This is a genomic window from Gordonia sp. NPDC062954, from assembly GCF_044543825.1.
Lineage (GTDB): Bacteria > Actinomycetota > Actinomycetes > Mycobacteriales > Mycobacteriaceae > Gordonia > Gordonia tangerina.
In genome coordinates, this window is record NZ_JBITWL010000029.1 from 40,379 (window position 1) to 61,556 (window position 21,178).

A 21,178-nucleotide genomic window follows, 5' to 3' on the forward strand; every position below is an offset into this window, starting at 1 on the left:
ACGGTGACCGACAGGACGGTGGCGAGATGGGCAAGATCCGGGTGACCGGGAAGGTGCGGGTGACCGGCAAGGTCCGGGTCACCGGCCTCGACGAGCTGCGCCGACGATTCACCAGACCAGCCCAGCGGCCGACACCGCCCGAACGCTGACCGCCCCGAACGCTGACCGGCCCCGGACACCCAGCCGCGCGCGGAGGATGTCTCGTCCGGAGCTGTGTGCGCTGATCAGGCCTGATCGTGCGCATGCAGGACGCTCGGCCCGGCCACGTTCGCGCCGAGTGTTCCCACCCGGCGGCGGAGTTCGCGGTCGGCCGTCACCACGAGTATCGGCCGATTCACCGCAGTGGCGACCAGGTCGACGATCCGATCGTCGCCGGAACCGGACGCTGCGACGGTGGCCACCGTGGGCACCGACGTGACGGTTCGGGCCTTACCCTCCACCACCATCAGCACCTCGACCGGTCCGGGCATCCCCGCCACACCGGTGTCGGCGAGGCCGACGAGTCGATCACGCAACCGCTCGGTCGCCCCGTGCCGGTCGCGCCACCAACCGTCGGGTCGCGAACCGACGACATTGGCGGCATCGACGACGATCAGCGGCAGCTGTTGGTCGGACATGCCAGTAAATCTAGTGTCGCGGGACATCAGTGTCCGAAAGCGACCCCGTGGCAAAACCGGTTCTCCGGGTCGAGAGCGGACTTGATTGCGTTCAGTCGGCGGAGGTTGGTCTGACTGAATGCACTCGCCGACCGTGCGGCCTTCTCGTCCCCTTCGAGGAAGTTCAGGTAGGCGGCACCGGTCACATACGGAGCCAGTGCCTGGCGGGTCAGGCGCTGGGCGGACTCCACCGCGAGACCCACGTGCGGGTCGGGGACCACCGACCCCAGCTCGAGCAGGAAGGTGCCCTCGCGGCCGCGGTCATTGGGCGCCGCGGATGCGCCGCGGGCAACCGCCGCGCCGGCATGGCGTATCTCGGCGAACAGGATCAGCGGCAGGGTGCCCGGAGCGGGGAGTACCCGATCCACCAGGATGTCGATGGCTGCATCAGGCAAGTCGTTCATCCACTCGGTGGTGACCATGGCCGGCATGGGATCGGTCGGATCCATGCTGATGGCGTCGGCCGCGGTGAACGGCATCTCCGCCCACATGTCGATCTCGGGGGTCTTCCACCGACGCCACTCGTCGATGATCTCGGCTCCGACGGTCAGATCACCGGACCAACAGCCGCGAACGAGGGTGAAGCTCTTGCCGCGCAGGGGTTCGGGCACGATGTCGAGCGGCGGGAAGTTCATCAGGCTGATAGCCGAGGTCAGGTCGTCCGGTTGATGTGGTGCCCACTCGGCAAAACGCCGCATGATCTCCGCGGCGTCCTCGGCCGGATAGAACAGGTTGCCCGCATAGACGGTGCTCACCGGGAACAGGTCGATGACGATGTCGGTGACGACGCCGAGGTTGCCGATGCCGCCGCCGCGTAGCGCCCAGAAGATGTCCGGATGACTCGTTGCACTGACCCGCAGCGGGTTGCCATCCGGGGTGACCAGGTCAAACGAGCGCACCGCGTCAGAGCACAATCCGTATTTGCGGCCGAGCCATCCGAATCCACCGCCGAGGGTGTAGCCCACCACACCGACGTCGGTGGTGGAACCGAGCAGCGGCGCCAGCCCGTGCTGCTGCGCGAGTTCGAGAACAGGGGCCCACTTGGCGCCGGCGCTAACCGTCGCCGTACGCGCCACCGGATCGACGGTTACGTCGGTCATCGTCGAGGTGTTGATCAGCAGTGCGTCGTGGGCCGGTGTGCCCGGCCCATGGCCGGTTGCCTGGATCGCCACCCGCAATCCCTCGTCCGCGGCGAACCGGACGGCCTCGACGACGTCGTGCCGGTTGGTGGGTACCGCGATCACCGCCGGCCGGTGATCGGTCAGCAGATTGAAACCGGCGCGCGCCTCGTCATAGCCGGGCTCGCCGGGAAAGTACACGTCGCCGGCGATGCGGTCGGCAAGCTCGGTCGGCCCGTCGGTTCGGGGTCGGACGGCGCGGTTGGTCGGTCGGGTGGACTGAATCGTCATCGGGGTTCCTCACTGTGTGCCGGATGTGCGGCGAACTGGTTATTCCGGATGACCACAACTCTCGCCGTCGCCCCTTGAGGGACACTTGGAGCCGGCTTGGGGTGACGACCGCAAGTCACGCGGGTCAGTTTGCGGGAGCGTGGTGGACGACAGCCGATCAACCCACGGGGTCGCCCGGGTACGGCGAGTAGCCGAGGTCCATGGCGAACGCGTCGATCCGCTCGCACAACGCGGTGCTCTGCTGGCGAGTCGCCACCCGGCGGGCCTCGGCCAACGTGTCGCGAACCATCGCGGACGGCTGGTCCGTGGCGTGCTGGAACTCGGCGCAGACCAACAGCCGGTGGGCATCCGGATATCGCTGGCCGGTGCGTTCGGCAAAGGTCTGTGCGTGCTCGAGCAGCACCGGCACATCCTCGAATCGGCCGACCGAGACCAGTGCCTCTGCATACAGTGCCCACCACAGGCCGGCGCCGGTGCGCTGTTCGGCTCGCGGATCGTGCAACCGCACGATGTGTTCGAGCGCGCCCTCGTCGGCGTCGCTGACCGCGCGCGACCACCAGTAGATCCGCTCTGCGGGCATTCGCAGGTATTCCAGCGCACTGTGGCCGGAGGAGCCCACGAGCCGTTCGCCCACCTCGCCGACCCAGTCGGCATCGCCGACGAGCGCACCGGCGGTGACGGCGAAGATCGCGGTACCCAGGTACGACATCGGGTCCTCGGGGCCGTTGTCGATCTGCTCGAACAGTGCACGGCCGTGACGGGGTCCCACATGCATGGTCGCGGTGAGCCCTGCGAAACCGCTGCCGATCATCAGTTGATCGGCCTGTATCCCGTCCACCGCGCGGTCGAATGTGATCTGGCTTTCCAGCAGTCGGTGGGCGTCGCCGATGTGCCCGCGGTCGAACAGGTCGATGGCGGCAGCTTGGGAGGCGAGATGGTGCACCACGGGCCGCTCACTGTGTCGCGCTCGTTCTGCCAAGGCATCGGCGTAGCGGCGGGCCGGCCGGATCTCGGCGAGTTGGGAATGCGCGGCGAACCGCGCATAGTTCAGGCGGGCGAGCAGCGCGTCGTCGTGGGCGCGCTCACCGAGTTCGCGGGCGCGGCGTAGGAGTTCGCGATCGGCTGCGAAGTAGCCGTTTCGGGCGACATCGCCGGCGAGCATCGTGCTGATTGCTTCGAGTTCCATCGGTTCGTCGCCGATCGACCGGGCCAATTGTGCGGCGTCGGTGAGCCTCCGGTCCGCCGCATCGAAGTTGTAGCTGCGCAGGGCGATGTGCCCGGCTTCCAGGAGCGCACGGGCGGTTCGGGTCCGGTCGGCCAGGGGGCCGGCCGCCCAGAGGTGGATGGCGCGCTGGGTGGCCGTGGTCGCGCAGGTGGCGTGCTCGAGCTGATCGGCGATGGCGAGATGAATACGGTATGTCCGCCCAGTTGACAGCCCGCCGGCGATGGCCTCCCGGATGAGATCGTGGTCGAACCGAAAAGTGAAGGGATCGTCGGCCGTCGCGCCGATCAACCCGGCGGCATAGGCGGGTTCGAGAGATTCGAGCATCCGGTCGGGCGTTGTCTCCGCAGCCCCTGCCAGCAACGACAGGTCCACCTGACGTCCGATCAACGCGGCGACCTCGAGTACGCGTATTGTCTCCGCCGGGAGCGGGCCGAGCCGTTCGCGGACCACGTCGCGCACGCCGGCCGGCACCGCGCCGTCGGCCATCGAGCCTCTGTCGGCCAGGATTCGAGCCAACTCACGGACGAAGAATGCGTTTCCGCGCGTCCGTCGCGCAATCGTGGCCACGGTGCCCGCCGTTGGCCGTTCCTGGGTTTCCCGCTGTACCAACGCCGCGATGTCGTCGTCGGATAAGGGGCCCACCTCGATGCGCCGGTGCTCGGGCAACCGTGCCACCGCCGCGAGCGCATCGACGACCGCGCTGCGATGGACCCGCGTCCGCACCGACGCGAAAAAGGTGACCCCGGGAGTGCCGCGGGCGGCCATGTGCGCGAACAGTTCCAGCGACGCGCTGTCGGCCCAGTGCAGATCGTCGAGGACGATGATCAGCAGGTGATCGAGCGCGACTCGCGTGAGCATGTCCGCAGCCTGGTCGTAGAACCGGAATCGAGCGGCGGCATCGGGCATCTCGCGTGGCGGTGGGATGACCGTGGTGCCGTGGGTGACCATCCGGCCGAGATCGTTGTCGAGCAGCGCCGAGCGGTCATCGTCGGTCATCTCGGGTAGGACGGCCCCGAGGATCTGCACCCACGGCCACATCGACGGTGCTGCGGCATCTTCGGTGCACCGCCCCCACAACACCGTGACGTCGGCGGCACCGGCGGCGCGCCGGGTCGCCTCGGCGATCAGCGCGCTCTTGCCGGCTCCGGCATCACCTTCCACAACGACGATGCCACCGGGCCCCTGCAGGGAGGAGAGCACGGTGCGATGGGCAGCCGCGAGTTCGTCGGCGCGGCCGATCAATGCCGCGGGCGCCGATGCCGGTGTTGCTGGTGTGGTGGTGATCGTGCGGCCATGCGGAGCGCGCACACCCGAGTTGCGGGCGGTGCTGCGGATGCCGGGGGTGGCGGTCGAGCGCCGAGATGGGGCGGACTCGAGGTGTGGTGCGTGGTCGAGAATGTCGCGTTCGAGCTCGCGCAATCGTGGGCCCGGGTCCACGCCGATTTCGTCGGCGAGATGGCGCCGGGCATCGGCGATGGCGGCCAGCGCTTCGGACTGACGCCCGAGGCGGTACCGCGCGGTGGCCAGCAATACCCACAGGCCCTCGTCGAGCGGTGCACGGCGCACGGCCTGCTCCAGTTCGGGCACAATTGCCCGGTGCTCGCCGAGCGTCAACCGCAACTCATAGGAGAACTCACGGGCCTCACCGACGGTGCGCTCGAGGTGCGCCGCGGCCTCATCGCGGAAGGTCAGACCTTCGAACTCCGGGAGCAGCGGGCGATACCCGGCCAGGGCAGCCCTCAGATCGCTTGCCGCGCTCTCGAGGTCGCCTCGGCGCTGCTGCTCGTGTGCTGCCGCGATCGCAGCGTTGAGCGCGCGGACGTCGACGTCCGCGTCGCCGGCGATGAGGACGTAACCCGTGCCACGGGTGACGAGCACCGTCGACGGTGAGCGCGGCCGTCGGCCGGGTTCGAGGGCCTTGCGCAGACCAGAGACATAAGCCTGGACGGACACCTCGGCCCGATCCGGTGGCGTCGCACCCCAGATCCCGTCGATCAGTCGATCGACGCTCACCGCATTGCCCTCGGCAAGCAGTAGCTGGGCGAGGATGGCGCGTTGTTTGCGCGTGCCGAGTTCGGCGGGCTCGGAATCGATCTGCGCGCCGAGGCCGCCCAGGACCGTGTACGCGAGCCGAGCCATCAGCGCGAGTGTAGACGGGAATTGTGGCCACGCCTTGTATCGGTGAACTGCCCGACTACGCTGGCGCCGTGTCCGTTTCCGCTTCTCAGTTCGTGCGCTGTTCGGTCGGCGAGACGAGGCCCTGATGGGTTTCACCACCGAAGAGCTGATGCGCTGTCGCGACAAGGAGGTCGCCGACCTGGTGGGGCCGGACTGTCGCCTCCTGTTCGTCGGGATCAACCCGGGATTGTGGACAGCGGCCGTGGGCGCACATTTCGCGCGTCCGGGCAACCGGTTCTATCCCGCGCTGTACCGCGCCGGGATCGTCGACCGGTTGATCGACGCGTCGGCCGGCATGTCCACCGACGATCGTGATCTCCTGTGCCGCCGCGGTGTCGGGATCACGAATGTGGTGGCTCGCGCCACGGCGACGGCGGCCGAATTGTCGGCCGACGAACTGACATCCGGTGGGCGTCGGCTGCGGGAGCGGGTCGCAGAGATCCAGCCGGTCGTCGTCGCTGTGGCGGGTATCACCGCATACCGTTCGGCTTTCGGCGTGCCGCGGGCGGTGGTGGGCCGGCAAGAGGAGCGCTGGGATGGGGCACAACTGTGGGTGGTGCCCAACCCGAGTGGACTCAACGCGCACGAGACCGTCGATTCGTTGGCGGCAGCCTACGCCGCGCCTGCACGCGCTGCGGGGCTGGTCGGCTGAAACCCCAGACGCCGACTCGGCCGACCGGAGCTCAGATGTCCGATGCGGAGATGAGTCGCTGACGGACCGAGAGCAGTTCCATCTCGGGACGGCCACCCGCGAACCGCTCGACGTTGTCGAGCACCTCGAGGACATGGGCGCGGTCGGCGGCGACCATGCCCACACCGATCAGCGTCCGACGGTGGGCGTCGAGATGGCCGACCTCGGCGGCGGAGACACTGAACCGGCGACGAAGCTCTGCGACTACGGGGCGCACCAACGACCGCTTGTGTTTGAGCGAGTGCACATCTCCCAGGAGATAGTCGAACTCGGCGAAACCGATCCACATGGTGGGGCCAGTGTAGTTCCGGGTCAGAAGCCACGCCGCCGCGGGTACAGGCGTTCGGCAAGGGCGTGTTTCTCGGACACGCGTCGAGCACGTGCATCCTGGGCGAACCCTCCGGCGATCGGACGATCCGGGATGACCTCCGGATCGGCGACGACGGTCCACCGTGAGCCGGCCGCGGTGAGCGACCCGTGCTTGGCGGCGTAATAGTCGGGCCGAGGTATCACGGCGACCCCGGAGTCACCGGCCGCGGCCGCGACCAGGTGGGGGTGGAAGCGGGTGCTGATCCACGTGTTGCCCAGGCCGGCCGGCATACCCCGATGCCAAACATCCAGGAAGGGGACGGTGCGGGCGCCGTGCAGGCGATCGCCGAGGCGCACCACGATGTCCCGGTCGCGGCCCGGAATTCCTTCGACCACGGTGACCGCGTCGCCGGGGACGTCCCAGGCGTCGAGCGTGGCGTGCACGAACTCCGCGAGCGCAGGCGCACCACGGTGACCGTGCCAGGCGAAGTCGTCGGTCAGATCACCCTGGATGCACAGCGTCACACCGCCGTCGGGCGTCATGGACTCCGGTTTCTGCAGCGTGCCGGCATCATCGATCGTGAGCCAGGCATCGTCGCCGGTCTGTCGCAGCGCGGGCGTCGGCGCAAGTGCGTCGGCAGACGCGGCATCCCGGACATCGAAGACGTCGAACTCAGCCACCGCCTTCTCGAGCACAGACCACGCCGGTTCGGGCGCCCGCGGCAGCAGTCCCTGCCCGCTGGCGTAGGCCGCGACGCCAGCGGTCCGCGCCAATTCGGCGATCGCTGCCACCAGCGAGACATGATGGGGCCATACGGCATTGACGTATCCACCGCCGAGGAGGTGGACCGATGAGGCTCGGCGGAAAACGTCGACGCCCTCGGCGAGGCGGGGCGCCGGTCCGAACCGGGTCGCGGCGTCGGCTACCCAGACCCATGGCGTGTCGGGATCCGGCCCATCGGTGCGCGTGCGATTCGACGCATACTGCGTGAGCTGCCATAGGGTGTCGACGAAGACGGCCCGAGGATGGATGTCGCGCAGCAACAGTCCGGCCTGACCGGGGCTGTGACAATCCAGTACCACCCTCGCCCGAGGGCGGGTGCGGGCCAAGTGGCGCAGCCAGCCTCGGGCGATCAGTTCGTCGCCGTAGTTCGGCCAGCCGGCCGGAGAGACGAGATAGATGATCTCGTCGTGTCCGCGGCGGACACCGAGGCGATCGCGGATGGCAGCAGGCACACCGGGCACAGGCACCCACGGGATGTTACCCACCCGCTCCGATCACCGGGGCAGGTCGTCAGTCATCGCTGCCGAGCATGTCGGCCACATGGTCGGGGACGTACTTCGACAGCGATCGTGGCGGACGCCGGTAGTTGCCGGTGTCGACCGGCTTCTTGGGCAGCTCCACCTTCGGCCGGGGCACGTCCTCGTAGTCGATGGTCGAGAGCAGATGGGAGATCATGTTGAGGCGGGCATGCTTCTTCACATCGGATTCGACGACGAACCACGGGCACGTCGCGGTGTCGGTGTGGACCATCATCTCGTCCTTGGCCCGGGAGTAGTCCTCCCATCGGTAGACCGCCTCGAGGTCCATCGGGCTGAGCTTCCATTGCCGGACCGGATCGTCGAGTCGGGACTTGAACCGCTTGAGCTGCTCATCGTCGGACACCGAGAACCAGTACTTGCGCAACAGGATTCCGTCGTCGATGAGCATCTGTTCGAAGATCGGTGTCTGACGGAGGAAGCGCGTGTGCTCCTCCGGTGTGCAGAAGCCCATCACTTTCTCCACACCGGCCCGGTTGTACCAGGATCGGTCGAACAACACGATCTCGCCGGGCGCGGGCAGATGGGCAACGTAGCGCTGGTAATACCACTGACCGCGTTCGCGATCCGTCGGCGCGGGCAGAGCGGCAACTCGCGTGACACGGGGGCTCAGGTATTCGCTGATGCGTTTGATGGTGCCGCCCTTGCCGGCGGCGTCGCGTCCCTCGAAGATCACCACGACGCGGCTACCGGTTGCCCGTACCCACTCCTGCAGTTTCACCAATTCGGTCTGCAGCCGGAACAGTTCGGCCTCGTACGCCTTGGTGGAGAGCTTCGGCCTTTTCGCGGCCTTGTCGTCCTTCGCCTTCTTCGCCATTCACAGAGGATGCCACGGACACCGGTCGCGGGCGATGACACCGCGCCAGCGCCGCAGGTGCGGTGTCGGTCAGGCCGGCAACAGATCTCCCACCGCTGAGATCTCGGCGGTGAGTTCGGCCACCGATGCGTCGATGCGGGCTCGTGAGAATTCGTTGATCTCGAGCCCCGAGACGATTTCCCATCGCCCGCCGACCGGGCGAACCGGGAATGAGCACACCACACCTTCCGGAACTCCATACACCCCTGGGGAGGGGAGTGCAGCCGAGGTCCAGTCGTCGCCCTCGATGCCCAGCACCCAGTCGTGGATGTGGTCGATGGTCGCACTGGCTGCCGACGCCGCCGACGATGCCCCGCGCGCCTCGATGATGGCCGTGCCACGGGTGGCCACGGTGGGGATGAAATCGTCGATAAGCCACGCGCGGTCGGCCGCGAAATCAGCTCCGCTGCGCCCGGCGACCCGGGCATGGAAGATGTCGGGATACTGGGTGGGGGAGTGATTGCCCCACACCGAGACCCGGCTGATGTCGCGCGCCGCGCAGCCGGCACGGCGCGCCAACTGCGCGATCGCGCGATTGTGGTCGAGGCGGGTGAGTGCGGTGAACCGCTCCGGTGGGATGTCGGGGGCGTGCGCCGTGGCGATGGCGGCGTTGGTGTTGGCCGGGTTGCCGACCACGATGACGCGGAGATCTGGCGCGGCAACGTCGTTGAGCACCCGGCCCTGTTCGGCGAAGATGGCGGCGTTGGCCTGCAGCAGGTCGGCCCGCTCCATCCCCTTGGTCCGGGGCTTGGCACCGATCAGGAGCGCGAACTCGGCGCCATCGAAGGCGGCCCGCGGGTCGTCATAGATGTCCACCGAGACGAGTTGCTCGAAAGCGCCGTCGTCGAGTTCCATCGCGGTGCCCTCCGCGGCCGAGACCGCATGCGGCAACTCCAGCAACCGCAGTCGAACCGGACGATCATGGCCCAACATCGCGCCGGCGGCGATCCGGAACAGGGCGGCGTATCCGATCTGCCCTGCGGCACCGGTCACGGTTACTACGGCGGGGGTGGTCGATGACATCGTGTCCTCTCGTCAGAGTTCTCACAAAGGAAGGTTGCTCAAAATCAGGGCAGTGGCTGATGAGGGACAAGCGGGGTGCGATTCGTCGATGGCCTACGCAACGGCGGGTGGCCCGACGCTACTTACCGATCCTCGAGCAGGATCACCGTGTGCACCGGGCTCGACAACGTGAGGATCGGGCCGAATACGCGCCAGACCAGTGGGACCGACGTGAAACGGGCCAGCCACTCGTCGGCGTCGGCACGGGGTGGGGGACAGGCCATCATCGTGGATGCGAGCCGGCCGATCCGGAGTCGGTCACCGGTGACGGCCACGCTGCCGGCGTGCGAGTTGCATCCGGCGTCCATACCGACACGGTGCGCGTTGTCGAAACCGATGACCACGGGGCCACCACCCGGGATGGTGCCGCCGATCACGGTGACAGATGTATATGTGCGACCGGCGAGCAGGGCATACGGGTCGTCGAGCGGCAACGGCGGCACCGGCGCCGGTCGGATGGGCGCGGGAGGCACCGGCGCGGGTGCCGCTGCGGCCGGCCCGGCGACGAGTGGCTGCGCCAGGATCGCGCTACACAGGAGGAGCATCGGCGCAGATCGGCGCCGATGCCGACCCCGGGGCTCGCGGTGCGGTTCGGTGCACTCGACCGCGTCCGAACCGATGGGGCCGCGCGTCGCCGATGGTGCCTTCACCCCGATGAGTGGCATGGTTCCACGGTACCCAACCGCGACGCCGTTCGCGGGTGGTGACGGCCGGTGATGTCGGCGAGACGACCGGTGGGTGTCGGGCACCGCAAGGCCCCGGTGTCGAGCACCGAAGCGGCGAACGCGGCGCGTACCGTGGACGGCGACCTCGGGGCCGCCCCGCGGTGGATTCGCGCGTCCGCGGGCGTGCCGCCATCGAGACCCGGCGCTCCGACCGCTACCCATGCCCGACAGGCACGAGTCAGGAGAAGTGTTCGGTGGGAAAGCTGACCAACAGCATGTGGCGCCTTCTGGGCTCCCAGTCATCGCGAAATCAGTCGAAGTCCGTCGCACTGATCAAGGACGCAGACACCCACACCTCCTGGGCCGCCGATCTCGCCGACGATGAGTTCGCGGCACAGGCCCAACAGCTCGACATAGGCTCGAAGCCCGCCGACCGTGCGAGGTTTCTCGCGCTCGTCCGGGAGGCCGCAGATCGCTCGCTGGACATGCGGCCGTTCGACGTTCAGTTACAGGGCGCGCTGCGGTTGCTCGAGGGCGACGTGGTCGAGATGGCCACCGGTGAAGGCAAGACACTGGCCGGTGCGATCGCTGCCATCGGGCATGTTCTGCAGGGCCATCGAGTGCATGTGATCTCGGTCAACGACTACCTCGCGACCCGTGACGCGGAGTGGATGGCGCCCTTGTTCGCGGCGTTCGGTCTGGTGGCCCGGGCGGTCTCGGAGAACTCCGATCACGAGGAACGCAAGGCCGCCTACGCCGCCGACATCACCTACGGTTCGGTCAACGAGATCGGATTCGACGTGCTCCGCGACCAACTCGCACTGTCGCCGGATGACCTGGTGTCGCCGAAACCCGACGTGGCGATCATCGACGAGGCGGACTCGGTGCTGGTCGACGAGGCGCTCATCCCGCTGGTGCTGGCCGGGTCCACCGAAACCGAGGTACCCGATCAGGCCATCCACGATGTGGTCGCACGCATGAAGAACAAGCACTACGAGGTCGACACCGAGGGGCGAAACGTGACCCTCACCGAGGAGGGCGCGTCCTTCGTCGAGGAAGAGCTCGGTGGTATCAACCTCTACGACGAGGACCACGTCGGCACCACCCTGGTGCACATCAACATCGCCATGCACGCCCACTATCTGCTCGAGCGGGACGTTCATTACATCGTCCGCGACGGTGGCGTACACCTGATCAACGCCTCGCGTGGCCGTGTCGCGCAGCTGCAACGCTGGCCCGACGGCGTTCAGGCCGCGGTGGAGATCAAAGAGGGGCTCAGCCAGACCGATTCCGGCGAGGTCATCGACACGATCACGGTGCAGGCCCTGATCGGACGGTACCCCTCGGTGTGCGGCATGACCGGCACCGCATTGGCCGCGGGCGAGCAGTTCCGGCAGTTCTACGACCTGCTCGTGTCGCAGATCCCGCCGAACACCTCGAACATCCGGGTCGATGAACCCGACCGCGTGTACGACACCAAGGCGAACAAGGTCGAGGCGATCGTCGGCTACGTCAAAGAGGTGCACGAGACCGGACAGCCGATCCTGATCGGCACGCACGACGTCGCCGAGTCCGAAGAGCTGGCGTACTTCCTCGACAAGGCAGGTGTGTCGACGGTGGTGCTCAACGCGAAGAACGACGCCGAGGAGGCGAAGATCATCGCCGAGGCGGGCGCGCGGAACGCGGTGACCGTCTCCACTCAGATGGCCGGCCGTGGCACCGACATCCGGCTCGGCGGTTCCGCAGACGACGCTGCCGCGCGAGAGGAAGTGGTGGAGTTGGGTGGGCTCTGTGTCATCGGGACCGGACGGCATGACACTCAGCGTCTGGACAACCAACTGCGGGGACGCGCCGGCCGTCAGGGTGATCCGGGCCGCTCGGTGTTCTTCTCCAGTCTCGAGGATCCGGTCGTGACAAGGAATCTGGCTTTCAAACGAGACCCCGTCTCCCAGTCCGAGGACGGCTCGATGGGAGCCAAGGGAATAGACCTCATCGAACAGGCGCAACGGGTCGCTGAAGGTGTGATGCTCGAGTTGCACGCCAACACCTGGCGCTACAACAAACTCGTCAATCAGCAGCGCGACATCGTTGTTGCGCGGCGGATGGAGATCCTGACCACCGACACCGCGCTGGACGAACTCAGCGCACGTGAACCGGACAGGTATGCGCAACTGACGGGTGCAAAGACCGCCGAGCGGAGCGCTCAAGAGTCGAGTTCCGAGGGGTCGAGCCCTCAAGAGTCGAGCCCTCAAGAGTCGAGCCCTCAAGAGTCGAGCGCTGAGGGGTCGAGCGCTGAAGGGTCGAACCCCGATCGCTCGGCGACCGCGGAGGGGACGACAGCCGAGGCGGCCCCGATGCCGCCGGTCGAGCCGGTGGACCGCGAGGTCCTCGTGCAGGCGGCACGCGAGATCATGCTGTATCACCTCGACCGGGCATGGGCCGATCATCTGGCGTTCGTGTCCGACGTCCGGGCGAGTATTCACCTGCGTTCGCTCGGCAAGGAGAGCCCGCTCGACGAGTTCCACAAACTGATCCTCGACGAGTTCGCCGGTCTGCCCACCGAGGCCGTGGACAAGGCGTGCGTCACCTTCACCTCCGCGACGATCACCAACGACGGTGTCGATCTGGGGACCGCCGATCTGCATCGCTCCACCACCACGTGGACGTACATGGTGCACGACAACCTCTTCGCGTCGGGCGGCGCGAAGACCCTGCAGGGCATCATCGGCATCTTCCGGTGACCGGAGACACGGACGGCCGCGGTGATCCCCGAGCGCAGGCCGAGGCCACCACCGTCGCCGACGATCGATGGTTGACCGTTCCGAACGCACTGAGCGTCTTACGGCTCGCGCTGATACCGGTGTTCATCTGGCTGTTGCTGGTCGAAGAAGCCGATGGCTGGGCGTTCGCGATCCTGTTGTTCTCCGGTTTCTCCGACTGGGCGGATGGCAAGATCGCGCGTTGGCTCGACCAGTCCTCACGGATCGGCGCATTGCTCGATCCCGCCGCCGACCGTCTCTACATCGTCATCATCCCCATCGCGTTCGGAATCCGAGAGTTCGTGCCGTGGTGGCTGATCGCGGTGATCATCGCGCGCGATCTCGCATTGTTCGCCACGGCACCGCTGTTGCGTTCACGTGGCCTGGTGGCATTGCCGGTGCTCTACATCGGCAAGGCGGCCACTTTCGCCTTGATGAGCGCGTTTCCGTGGCTGCTTGCCGGACAATTGGATTCGATCATCGGCACCATCTGCTATCCCATCGGGTGGGCGTTCATGATCTGGGGCGTCGGGCTGTATCTGTGGTCGTTTGTGCTGTACGGGTATCAGACAGTGCTCGTGCTCCGACGGATGCCTCCGCAGAACGCCGCCGCAACGTAACCTGAATTTCCGAAGAGTCGCCGCCGCGTTGGTGCGACAGACCAGAAAGGTGCACCGTGACCGAAACCAATGTGCCCGCCGGCCTGCGTTATACGGCCGAACACGAATGGGTGGAGAGGACCGGGCCGACCAGTGTTCGGGTGGGCATCACCGATTTCGCACAGGACGCGCTCGGTGACGTGGTGTTCGTGCAGCTGCCGGCCGTCGACGACGCCGTGGAGTCCGGCGAGTCCTTCGCCGAGGTCGAGTCGACCAAGAGTGTCTCGGACATCTACGGGCCTCTGGAGGGTACGGTGTCCGAGGTCAACGGCGAGCTCGAGACGGCTCCCGAATTGGTCAACTCGGACCCGTATGGTTCGGGATGGCTGGTCGTCATCAGCGTCGCCGATGAGTCCGCTCTGGACGCGGCGCTGGCCGACACTCTCGACGCCGACGGCTATCGCGCGGTCATCGAGGGCTGATTCGCCGCACATGTGGTGGTGAATCACAAGCCGGTGACGCGGCCGGTGTCGGCGGTCGGTCGGCTCGACGCATACGACTATGATCGTCGGTGTCGTGATCGACTCGATCGCCCGTGTGGAGGCCGCGACACGGTACGGTTACTCACAGCAGATCCGGCCCGCCGACCCGAACGTCGTCGGCCGGACCGGAGCCCGAGGTGGACGATGACGGACCGGCATCGTCGGCGTGCGGGACATGCGACTCGCGTGTCGCCGCGAGCCGTGACATGCCGGTGACGCCGAGATCCGCGGGCACCGAAACAGACGAAGGAGAAGTGGTGAGCGAAAACGACAAGGACCTCGAGGCGCCGGTGGAGACCACATCGGTTTTCCGGGAGGAGTTCATCTCCGAACTCGACGCCGGGGCGACCACCTCGAGTGAACCTGCCGATACCGGGGTCGAGAGGCTCTCTCCCGGCACGGCGCTGCTTGTCGTCAAGCGCGGCCCCAACGCCGGCTCGCGATTTCTGCTCGATCAGCCGACGACGTCGGCGGGTCGGCATCCTGACAGCGACATCTTTCTCGACGATGTGACGGTGAGCCGTCGCCACGCCGAATTCCGCCTCGGTGACAACGAGTTCCAGGTAGTCGACGTGGGCAGCCTCAACGGCACCTATGTCAACCGTGAGCCGGTGGACACCGCGCAGCTGAGCAATGGCGACGAGGTGCAGATCGGCAAGTTCCGTCTCGTGTTCCTGAGCGGTCCGCGCGACGGCCACGCCGGCGCCTGACGCCGTGACGGCGTCGTCGGCAGGTCAGCGCGGCGAAGGATCGATGTCGATCGGCTCGGTCCTCGCCTTGTTGCGTGAGGATTTCCCGGACGTGACGATCTCCAAGATCCGCTTCCTGGAATCCGAGGGTCTGATCACTCCCGAGCGGGCGCCGTCGGGTTATCGCCGGTTCAGTTCGGCAGATGTCGAGCGATTGCGATTCGTGCTGACCGCACAACGGGATCGGTACCTGCCGCTGAAGGTCATCAAGGAGCAACTCGACGCGATCGACAGCGGCGACGGCGGTCCGGGTGGCGCCACCCGGCTGATCTCCTCGGCTCGCGGAGCGGTGGCGCCGGCCACCGACTTCGGTTCCCGGGGCGATCGGGTGTCACGCGAGGCCCTCATCGAGCGCACTGGTGTGGATGCGGCATTCGTGACCGAGCTACAACGCAACGGCCTGCTGTCGGCCGGTCCGGCCGGATTCTTCGACGAAGACGCCGTGCGACTGGTCGAGGCTGCGGCGGCGCTGGCCAATTACGGTCTGGAGACGCGGCATCTGCGGGCGTTCAAGGTCTCCGCGGACCGCGAGGCCGGCTTGGTGGCGCAGATCGCGAACCCGATCGCCAAGGGCAAGGGAACCGGGGCGCGGGATCGCGCCGAGGAGTTGGTCCGTGAGATCGCTGCTCTGTCGGTGACGTTGCACACCCAGCTGGTCAAGGCCGCGGTCCGCGACGTCCTGGACTGATCTGTCGATCCCGGACCGATCTGGGCTCGGGTGGCCGCCACGGTCGGGTCATGCGGTGTAGCGTCGTGTTCAGTGATCGGCAGGCGCGAGGGACTGCCTTCGAGGAGCCACCGACCGATCATCCGGCGATCATGAGGAAGCGGGTGCGAGATGGGCGAAATGCGAGTCGTGGGCATTCGGGTCGAGCCGCCGCAGAGCCAGCCGGTGCTGCTCCTGCGTGAGGTGGATGGTGAACGGTATCTGCCGATCTGGATCGGACAGAGCGAGGCCGCATCGATCGCCTTGCAGCAGAAGGGTATCGAGCCGCCACGTCCGCTCACCCATGATCTGATCGTCAACTTGATCAACGACTTCGGCAAGACGCTGCGCGAGGTCCGCATCGTCGACATGCAAGAGGGCACCTTCTACGCGGAGATGGTCTTTGCCGACGAATTGCGGGTCTCCGCGCGCCCGTCGGATTCGATCGCGGTCGCCATGAGGGCGGGAGTGCCGATCGTCGCCGACGAAGACGTACTGACCGAGGCGGGACTGCTCATCCCCGACGAGAACGGCGACGAGGACGCTCCCGCGGAGGCCAAAGAGGACGAGGTCGAGAAGTTCAAGGAATTCCTCGACAACGTCTCGCCGGACGACTTCAAGGCGAGCGGCGGGGCGTAGCGCGTTGATGGCGCCCAACGCTGGATCGGTTGCCGAGAACAGGGGCGAACGACCCAGATCACGGAACGGACACCGCCGGGTCACTGTTTGCTCGATCTCAAGTAGAGGTTGAGGTTACCGGGCGAGTCGCGTTGATTCCGCCCTCGCGGGCCGCATACCGTCGACACGTCGCCCGAATTGAGCGGGGACGAAGGATGATCGTCTGTCAGGCGCGTACTGTTGTAGCAGTCTCGAGGGAAACCTCGAGCTGACGTGTCTGTCGAGTCGATCCTGGCGTTGCGAGGGAGTCTGCAGTGGGCGATCAGCCGTTCGACGACGAAATGCCGTCACCGACCGAGGTGACCGCGGCCGACGGCGAGGTCGACAGCGACCGCACCGGGGCGTCGAACTCGGGTGCCGCCACGCAGGGCAGTCTCGATGACATCGCGCCCGGCATCTTTCCCAACGACACCGTGCCGGACGAGCTGGTGGGCTATCGCGTGCCCAGTGCGTGCCAGATCGCCGGAATCACCTATCGGCAGCTCGACTACTGGGCCCGCACGTCGCTGGTGGTGCCGTCCATTCGCGGCGCGGCAGGGTCGGGCAGCCAGCGTCTGTACTCGTTCAAGGACATCTTGGTCCTCAAGATCGTGAAGCGATTGCTCGACACCGGGATCTCGCTCCAGAACATCCGGGTCGCGGTCGACCACCTACGTCAGCGTGGGGTGGAGGATCTGGCCCGCATCACCCTGTTCTCCGACGGCACCACGGTCTATGAGTGCACCTCGGCGGAAGAGGTCGTCGACTTACTGCAAGGTGGCCAGGGCGTCTTCGGGATCGCTGTCAGCGGTGCCATGCGTGAACTGACCGGAACCATCGCCGACTTCCCCGGCGAGCGGGCTGATGGCGGTGTCACCGAGACCGCGCCAGAAGACGAACTGGCCGCGCGGCGCAAGAATCGGACCCGTCGGACCGGCTAGAGCCCTCGGGCCGGTCAGGGTGCCGAGGCATCAGCGGCCCATGCACTCCTGCCGGACCGATCGGCGCAGTGTGGCGCAGCGTCAATCCATCGGCGAAACCCGGATGAGGTTGCCGTCCGGATCGGCGGCCACGAATGTTCGGCCGAAGACGTCGTCATAAGGCTCCTGCACCACTCGGACACCTGCCGCCGCCCACCGCGCATGGATCGCGTCGATCGCGGACGCCGCGCCGGGAATCATCAGCCCGACCTCGCACGTGCGCGGGGTGGCAGGAACCGCGTGGTCACTACGACCGGTCCACAGGGCGAACAGAACCCCGGGTGCGACCTCGAAGGCGACATAGCGAGGACTCACGAATTTCGGCTGTACATCGAACAATTCGCAGTAGAACGTGGTTGCGGCCTCAGCGTCGCGGACGTAGATCAGAAACAGGTTCGGTGCGGGCATCAGGGCGCTCCTCGGGTCGTGGGTGATGACGCCACGCCAGTAGATCAGCGAATCACGACATCGACTGTCAGGTTTTGTCGGGCCGGATCGCGTCCTCGCCGGCGGTCTGCTCCCGTCCCTTCGGTCGATTCACTGTGCCGACCCCGGAGACGGGCGACCTGCGCCGTGGTCATGCCCACGTATACTGAGGTCGCGCCGCTGCGTCTCGGGAGAGAGTCACCGCCACATGGGCGGAGGCCGCCGAAGGAGCAACACCTCCTCGTCAAACTCTCAGGCACCCAGGACCGTGATGTTGACGGCGTCTCTGGAAAGTGAGTCGGGGCAACCCGGCTCCGCCCACGGTGAAAGGTCGACTACCGGCCGAATCTCTCAGGCGCCCAGCTGTCCGTTCGCGGATCGACAGGCATGACAGAGGGGGAGGGCCGCAGACCGCCGAGAGGTTGACCTGTCATGCCCGCCACGCCCGTCTCTGCCGCCTTCGTCGATCGCCACGTCGGCCCGAATGCCACCGAGACCGAACGTATCCTCGCCGCGATCGGCATCTCGTCTCTCGATGAACTCGCCGCCCGGGTGGTCCCGGCGGTCATCGCCGATGAGCCGGACTCCAACGGTCTGCAGTCGTTGCCGCCCGCGGTCAGCGAGCACGACGTGCACGAACAACTCGCCCACCTCGCGGACCGCAACACCGTCGCCCGCTCCATGATCGGGCTGGGCTACCACGACACCCATACCCCGCCGGTCATCCTGCGCAACGTGCTGGAGAACCCTGCGTGGTACACCGCCTATACGCCCTATCAGCCCGAGATCAGCCAGGGTCGGCTCGAAGCGTTGCTCAACTTCCAGACCATGGTCGCGGATCTGACCGGGATGGAGGTCGCCAACGCATCGATGCTCGACGAGGCGACCGCTGCGGCCGAGGCGATGACGTTGCTGAGACGTGCAGGCAAGTCCCGATCACCACGGTTGGTGGTCGATGCCGACCTCTTCCCACAGACGCGCGCCGTGATCGACACCCGCGCTCAACCGCTCGGGATCGAGGTCGTCGAGGCCTCGCTGCATCCCGCGATGCCGGACTGCGGTCTGCCCGAGGGAGACTTCTTCGGTGTGATCATGCAGGCACCCGGGGCGTCGGGCCGCATCCTGGATGTCGGCCCCGTCATCGACGCCGCGCATGCGCGCGGGGCTCTGGTCGCGGTGGGGGCCGACCTGCTGGCCGCGACCCTGATCACGCCACCGGGTGAGTTGGGCGCGGATGTCTGCTTCGGCACCACCCAGCGCTTCGGCGTGCCGATGGGATTCGGTGGACCGCACGCCGGCTACCTGTGTGTGCATTCGACGCATGCGCGTCAACTGCCCGGCCGTCTGGTGGGTGTTTCGAAGGATGCCGACGGCAATCTCGCTTACCGCCTGTCGTTGCAGACCCGGGAACAACACATCCGGCGTGAGAAGGCGACCAGCAACATCTGCACCGCGCAGGTGCTCCTGGCGGTGGTGGCCGCGATGTACGCGTCCTATCACGGGGCCGACGGATTGCGGGCGATCGCTCGTCGCGTCCACGAACATGCGGTGTTTCTGGCCGACAGTCTCACCGTTGCGGGGTTTTCCATCGCCCACTCGTCGTTCTTCGACACGATCGTGGTTCGTGCACCCGGGCAGGCCGACAGCGTGATCGCACATGCCAAGCGCGAGAACGTGAACCTGCGGCGGATCGACGGCGACACCGTGGGTATCGCGTGCGACGAGACCACCACCGCAGCCGATCTCGCTGTGGTGCTGCGTGCGTTCAGTGCCGAAGGTGTTCGCCGACATGCATTTTCGCAACCGATCGAGACCCGTGACACCGAATTCCTGACGCATCCGGCGTTCAACAGGTACCGCACCGAAACGGCGATGCTGCGCTATCTGCGTGCGCTCTCCGACAAGGACATCGCGCTCGATCGCAGCATGATCCCCCTGGGTTCGTGCACCATGAAGCTCAATGCCACCGCGGAGATGGAACCGATCACCTGGCCCGGCTTCGCGCGCCTGCACCCGTTTGCCCCGGCGGCCGACACGGTCGGCATCCGCGAGGTGATCTCCACCCTGGAGGACTGGCTGGTCGCCGTCACCGGCTATGACCGGGTGAGCGTGCAGCCCAACGCGGGCTCGCAGGGCGAGTTCGCCGGGTTGCTGGCGATCCGCCGATACCATCTCGGGCGCGGTGACACCGGCCGCGACGTGTGCCTGATCCCATCGAGCGCGCACGGCACCAACGCCGCATCGGCGGTCATGGCCGGGCTGCGCGTGGTGGTGGTCGGTTGCCGAGAGAACGGCGACGTCGACGTCGACGATCTGCGCGCCAAAATCGACAAACACCGAGATGCGCTGGCCGCCATCATGATCACCTACCCATCGACCCATGGCGTCTTCGAGCACGACATCGAGGAGATCTGTGCGGCCGTGCACGATGCGGGCGGCCAGGTGTATGTGGACGGTGCGAATCTGAACGCCCTGGTGGGTGTGGCCCGTCCAGGACGATTCGGCGGCGACGTGAGCCACCTGAACCTGCACAAGACCTTCTGCATCCCGCACGGGGGTGGCGGTCCGGGTGTGGGGCCGGTCGCGGTGCGGTCTCACCTCGCGCCGTATCTGCCCGGTCATCCCCTCGCCGACGACCTCCCCGGGGACTCGACGATCTCGGCGGCGCCGTACGGATCGGCCTCGATCCTGCCGATCACCTACGCCTACATTGCGATGATGGGCGCCGACGGGCTGCGTCGAGCCACCCTCACCGCGATCGCCTCGGCCAACTACATCGCGCGGCGTCTCGGGGATCATTACCCGGTGCTGTATGCCGGCGAGAATGGTCTGGTCGCCCACGAGTGCATCCTCGACCTTCGGCCGTTGACGAAGGAGACCGGCGTCACCGTCGACGATGTGGCCAAACGACTGGCCGACTACGGTTTCCACGCTCCCACCATGAGCTTTCCGGTGGCGGGAACACTGATGGTGGAGCCGACCGAGAGTGAGAATCTCGACGAACTCGACGCGTTCTGTGACGCGATGATCGCCATCCGCGCCGAGATCGACCGCGTCGGAGCCGGGGAGTGGCCAGCCGACGACAACCCGCTGCGCGGGGCACCGCACACCGCCGAGGCGTTGGTCGGCGACTGGGATCACCCCTACTCCCGAGAGGTGGCGGTGTATCCGCTCGGCCTCCCGTCGGCGGGTGCCCGCGCCAAGATCTGGCCCGCGGTCCGACGGATCGATCAGGCCTTCGGCGACCGCAACCTCGTGTGCAGCTGCCCGCCCATCGAGGCCTTCAGCAGCTGATCTGTAAGGAAGGTTAGGTGAGGTGGCGTCGCTGACTGGCGTCGTGGGCGCTGGGTCGGGACGGTTTCGGGTCAGGACGCTTTCTCGAGGTGGAC

General features: G+C 67.0%; 20 protein-coding genes and 1 riboswitch. Of the genes, 10 read left to right on the top strand and 10 right to left on the bottom strand.

What is annotated here, in order from left to right:
• Positions 1–26 precede the first annotated feature (26 nt).
• Entirely contained in the window at positions 27–149 is a 123-nt protein-coding gene (locus ACIGKQ_RS21850) for a hypothetical protein (RefSeq protein ID WP_266061466.1), read from the top strand.
• Between the two features lie 75 nt (positions 150–224).
• Here the strand turns inward: ACIGKQ_RS21850 and ACIGKQ_RS21855 are convergent, their stop codons facing one another.
• The 3 genes from ACIGKQ_RS21855 to ACIGKQ_RS21865 all read right to left on the bottom strand — a co-directional run bounded on the left by ACIGKQ_RS21855 (position 225) and on the right by ACIGKQ_RS21865 (position 5,429).
• Positions 225–617, bottom strand: coding sequence for a hypothetical protein (locus ACIGKQ_RS21855; RefSeq protein ID WP_328714548.1), 393 nt, complete (start codon positions 615–617; stop codon positions 225–227).
• A gap of 26 nt (positions 618–643) precedes the next feature.
• Positions 644–2,065 (bottom strand): FAD-binding oxidoreductase, encoded by a 1,422-nt coding sequence (locus ACIGKQ_RS21860; protein WP_235724244.1) that lies wholly within the window; start codon positions 2,063–2,065, stop codon positions 644–646.
• Positions 2,066–2,222: 157 nt separating this feature from the next.
• Positions 2,223–5,429, bottom strand: a complete 3,207-nt coding sequence (locus tag ACIGKQ_RS21865; RefSeq protein ID WP_396574930.1) for a BTAD domain-containing putative transcriptional regulator — start codon at positions 5,427–5,429, stop codon at positions 2,223–2,225.
• Positions 5,430–5,553: 124 nt separating this feature from the next.
• Here ACIGKQ_RS21865 and ACIGKQ_RS21870 point away from each other — a divergent pair, with 124 nt between their 5' ends.
• Positions 5,554–6,120, top strand: coding sequence for a mismatch-specific DNA-glycosylase (locus ACIGKQ_RS21870; protein WP_266061461.1), 567 nt, complete (start codon positions 5,554–5,556; stop codon positions 6,118–6,120).
• A 31-nt stretch (positions 6,121–6,151) separates the two neighbouring features.
• Here ACIGKQ_RS21870 and ACIGKQ_RS21875 read toward each other — a convergent pair whose 3' ends face one another.
• From ACIGKQ_RS21875 to ACIGKQ_RS21895, 5 genes are all read right to left on the bottom strand, one after another.
• Positions 6,152–6,448, bottom strand: a complete 297-nt coding sequence (locus tag ACIGKQ_RS21875) for a DUF503 domain-containing protein (protein ID WP_396574931.1) — start codon at positions 6,446–6,448, stop codon at positions 6,152–6,154.
• A 23-nt stretch (positions 6,449–6,471) separates the two neighbouring features.
• Positions 6,472–7,719: a polysaccharide pyruvyl transferase family protein gene (locus ACIGKQ_RS21880; RefSeq protein ID WP_266061459.1), complete on the bottom strand. Its 1,248-nt coding sequence runs from the start codon at positions 7,717–7,719 to the stop codon at positions 6,472–6,474.
• A gap of 43 nt (positions 7,720–7,762) precedes the next feature.
• Positions 7,763–8,605, bottom strand: a complete 843-nt coding sequence (gene ppk2, locus ACIGKQ_RS21885) for a polyphosphate kinase 2 (protein WP_396574932.1) — start codon at positions 8,603–8,605, stop codon at positions 7,763–7,765.
• 69 nt (positions 8,606–8,674) lie between these two features.
• Positions 8,675–9,667, bottom strand: coding sequence for a malate dehydrogenase (locus tag ACIGKQ_RS21890; protein ID WP_396574933.1), 993 nt, complete (start codon positions 9,665–9,667; stop codon positions 8,675–8,677).
• A 122-nt stretch (positions 9,668–9,789) separates the two neighbouring features.
• Positions 9,790–10,371: an META domain-containing protein gene (locus tag ACIGKQ_RS21895; protein WP_328714539.1), complete on the bottom strand. Its 582-nt coding sequence runs from the start codon at positions 10,369–10,371 to the stop codon at positions 9,790–9,792.
• A 254-nt stretch (positions 10,372–10,625) separates the two neighbouring features.
• Between ACIGKQ_RS21895 and secA2 the strand changes: the two genes are divergently transcribed.
• The 3 genes from secA2 to gcvH all read left to right on the top strand — a co-directional run bounded on the left by secA2 (position 10,626) and on the right by gcvH (position 14,211).
• A complete protein-coding gene (gene secA2 / locus ACIGKQ_RS21900) occupies positions 10,626–13,112 on the top strand; it encodes an accessory Sec system translocase SecA2 (RefSeq protein ID WP_396574934.1) in 2,487 nt (828 codons plus the stop codon).
• Between the two features lie 71 nt (positions 13,113–13,183).
• The gene (locus tag ACIGKQ_RS21905) at positions 13,184–13,750 is read left to right on the top strand and encodes a CDP-alcohol phosphatidyltransferase family protein (protein ID WP_235724285.1); all 567 of its coding nucleotides are present in this window, start codon (positions 13,184–13,186) and stop codon (positions 13,748–13,750) included.
• A gap of 56 nt (positions 13,751–13,806) precedes the next feature.
• Positions 13,807–14,211 carry a glycine cleavage system protein GcvH gene (gene gcvH / locus ACIGKQ_RS21910; RefSeq protein ID WP_235724234.1) on the top strand — a complete coding sequence of 135 codons (405 nt, stop codon included), beginning with the start codon at positions 13,807–13,809 and terminating at the stop codon, positions 14,209–14,211.
• Between the two features lie 142 nt (positions 14,212–14,353).
• Here gcvH and ACIGKQ_RS21915 read toward each other — a convergent pair whose 3' ends face one another.
• Complete coding sequence (locus tag ACIGKQ_RS21915; RefSeq protein WP_235724233.1) at positions 14,354–14,506, bottom strand: hypothetical protein; 153 nt, start codon at positions 14,504–14,506, stop codon at positions 14,354–14,356.
• A gap of 19 nt (positions 14,507–14,525) precedes the next feature.
• Here ACIGKQ_RS21915 and garA point away from each other — a divergent pair, with 19 nt between their 5' ends.
• The 4 genes from garA to ACIGKQ_RS21935 all read left to right on the top strand — a co-directional run bounded on the left by garA (position 14,526) and on the right by ACIGKQ_RS21935 (position 17,324).
• Positions 14,526–14,981 (top strand): glycogen accumulation regulator GarA, encoded by a 456-nt coding sequence (garA, locus tag ACIGKQ_RS21920; protein WP_160904252.1) that lies wholly within the window; start codon positions 14,526–14,528, stop codon positions 14,979–14,981.
• A gap of 43 nt (positions 14,982–15,024) precedes the next feature.
• Positions 15,025–15,708 carry a MerR family transcriptional regulator gene (locus ACIGKQ_RS21925; protein WP_235724231.1) on the top strand — a complete coding sequence of 228 codons (684 nt, stop codon included), beginning with the start codon at positions 15,025–15,027 and terminating at the stop codon, positions 15,706–15,708.
• Positions 15,709–15,858: 150 nt separating this feature from the next.
• Positions 15,859–16,365 (top strand): bifunctional nuclease family protein, encoded by a 507-nt coding sequence (locus ACIGKQ_RS21930; RefSeq protein WP_235724230.1) that lies wholly within the window; start codon positions 15,859–15,861, stop codon positions 16,363–16,365.
• A 293-nt stretch (positions 16,366–16,658) separates the two neighbouring features.
• Entirely contained in the window at positions 16,659–17,324 is a 666-nt protein-coding gene (locus tag ACIGKQ_RS21935; RefSeq protein WP_235724229.1) for a MerR family transcriptional regulator, read from the top strand.
• Between the two features lie 81 nt (positions 17,325–17,405).
• On the opposite strand, the gene ACIGKQ_RS21940 is transcribed toward ACIGKQ_RS21935, so the two are convergent.
• Positions 17,406–17,771 carry a VOC family protein gene (locus tag ACIGKQ_RS21940; RefSeq protein WP_235724228.1) on the bottom strand — a complete coding sequence of 122 codons (366 nt, stop codon included), beginning with the start codon at positions 17,769–17,771 and terminating at the stop codon, positions 17,406–17,408.
• A 196-nt stretch (positions 17,772–17,967) separates the two neighbouring features.
• Positions 17,968–18,068: riboswitch (glycine riboswitch) on the top strand.
• Between the two features lie 153 nt (positions 18,069–18,221).
• Here ACIGKQ_RS21940 and gcvP point away from each other — a divergent pair.
• The gene (gcvP, locus tag ACIGKQ_RS21945; RefSeq protein ID WP_396574935.1) at positions 18,222–21,083 is read left to right on the top strand and encodes an aminomethyl-transferring glycine dehydrogenase; all 2,862 of its coding nucleotides are present in this window, start codon (positions 18,222–18,224) and stop codon (positions 21,081–21,083) included.
• Positions 21,084–21,178: the final 95 nt, after the last annotated feature.

Bases quoted from the DNA above. Each gene is read 5' to 3' on its own strand.
- ACIGKQ_RS21850 (WP_266061466.1), top strand. From the start codon at position 27: ATGGGCAAGATCCGGGTGACCGGGAAGGTGCGGGTGACCGGCAAGGTC.
- ACIGKQ_RS21855 (WP_328714548.1), bottom strand. From the start codon at position 617: ATGTCCGACCAACAGCTGCCGCTGATCGTCGTCGATGCCGCCAATGTC.
- ACIGKQ_RS21860 (WP_235724244.1), bottom strand. From the start codon at position 2,065: ATGACGATTCAGTCCACCCGACCGACCAACCGCGCCGTCCGACCCCGA.
- ACIGKQ_RS21865 (WP_396574930.1), bottom strand. From the start codon at position 5,429: ATGGCTCGGCTCGCGTACACGGTCCTGGGCGGCCTCGGCGCGCAGATC.
- ACIGKQ_RS21870 (WP_266061461.1), top strand. From the start codon at position 5,554: ATGGGTTTCACCACCGAAGAGCTGATGCGCTGTCGCGACAAGGAGGTC.
- ACIGKQ_RS21875 (WP_396574931.1), bottom strand. From the start codon at position 6,448: ATGTGGATCGGTTTCGCCGAGTTCGACTATCTCCTGGGAGATGTGCAC.
- ppk2 (WP_396574932.1), bottom strand. From the start codon at position 8,605: ATGGCGAAGAAGGCGAAGGACGACAAGGCCGCGAAAAGGCCGAAGCTC.
- ACIGKQ_RS21890 (WP_396574933.1), bottom strand. From the start codon at position 9,667: ATGTCATCGACCACCCCCGCCGTAGTAACCGTGACCGGTGCCGCAGGG.
- ACIGKQ_RS21895 (WP_328714539.1), bottom strand. From the start codon at position 10,371: ATGCCACTCATCGGGGTGAAGGCACCATCGGCGACGCGCGGCCCCATC.
- ACIGKQ_RS21925 (WP_235724231.1), top strand. From the start codon at position 15,025: ATGTCGATCGGCTCGGTCCTCGCCTTGTTGCGTGAGGATTTCCCGGAC.
- ACIGKQ_RS21930 (WP_235724230.1), top strand. From the start codon at position 15,859: ATGGGCGAAATGCGAGTCGTGGGCATTCGGGTCGAGCCGCCGCAGAGC.
- ACIGKQ_RS21940 (WP_235724228.1), bottom strand. From the start codon at position 17,771: ATGCCCGCACCGAACCTGTTTCTGATCTACGTCCGCGACGCTGAGGCC.
- gcvP (WP_396574935.1), top strand. From the start codon at position 18,222: ATGCCCGCCACGCCCGTCTCTGCCGCCTTCGTCGATCGCCACGTCGGC.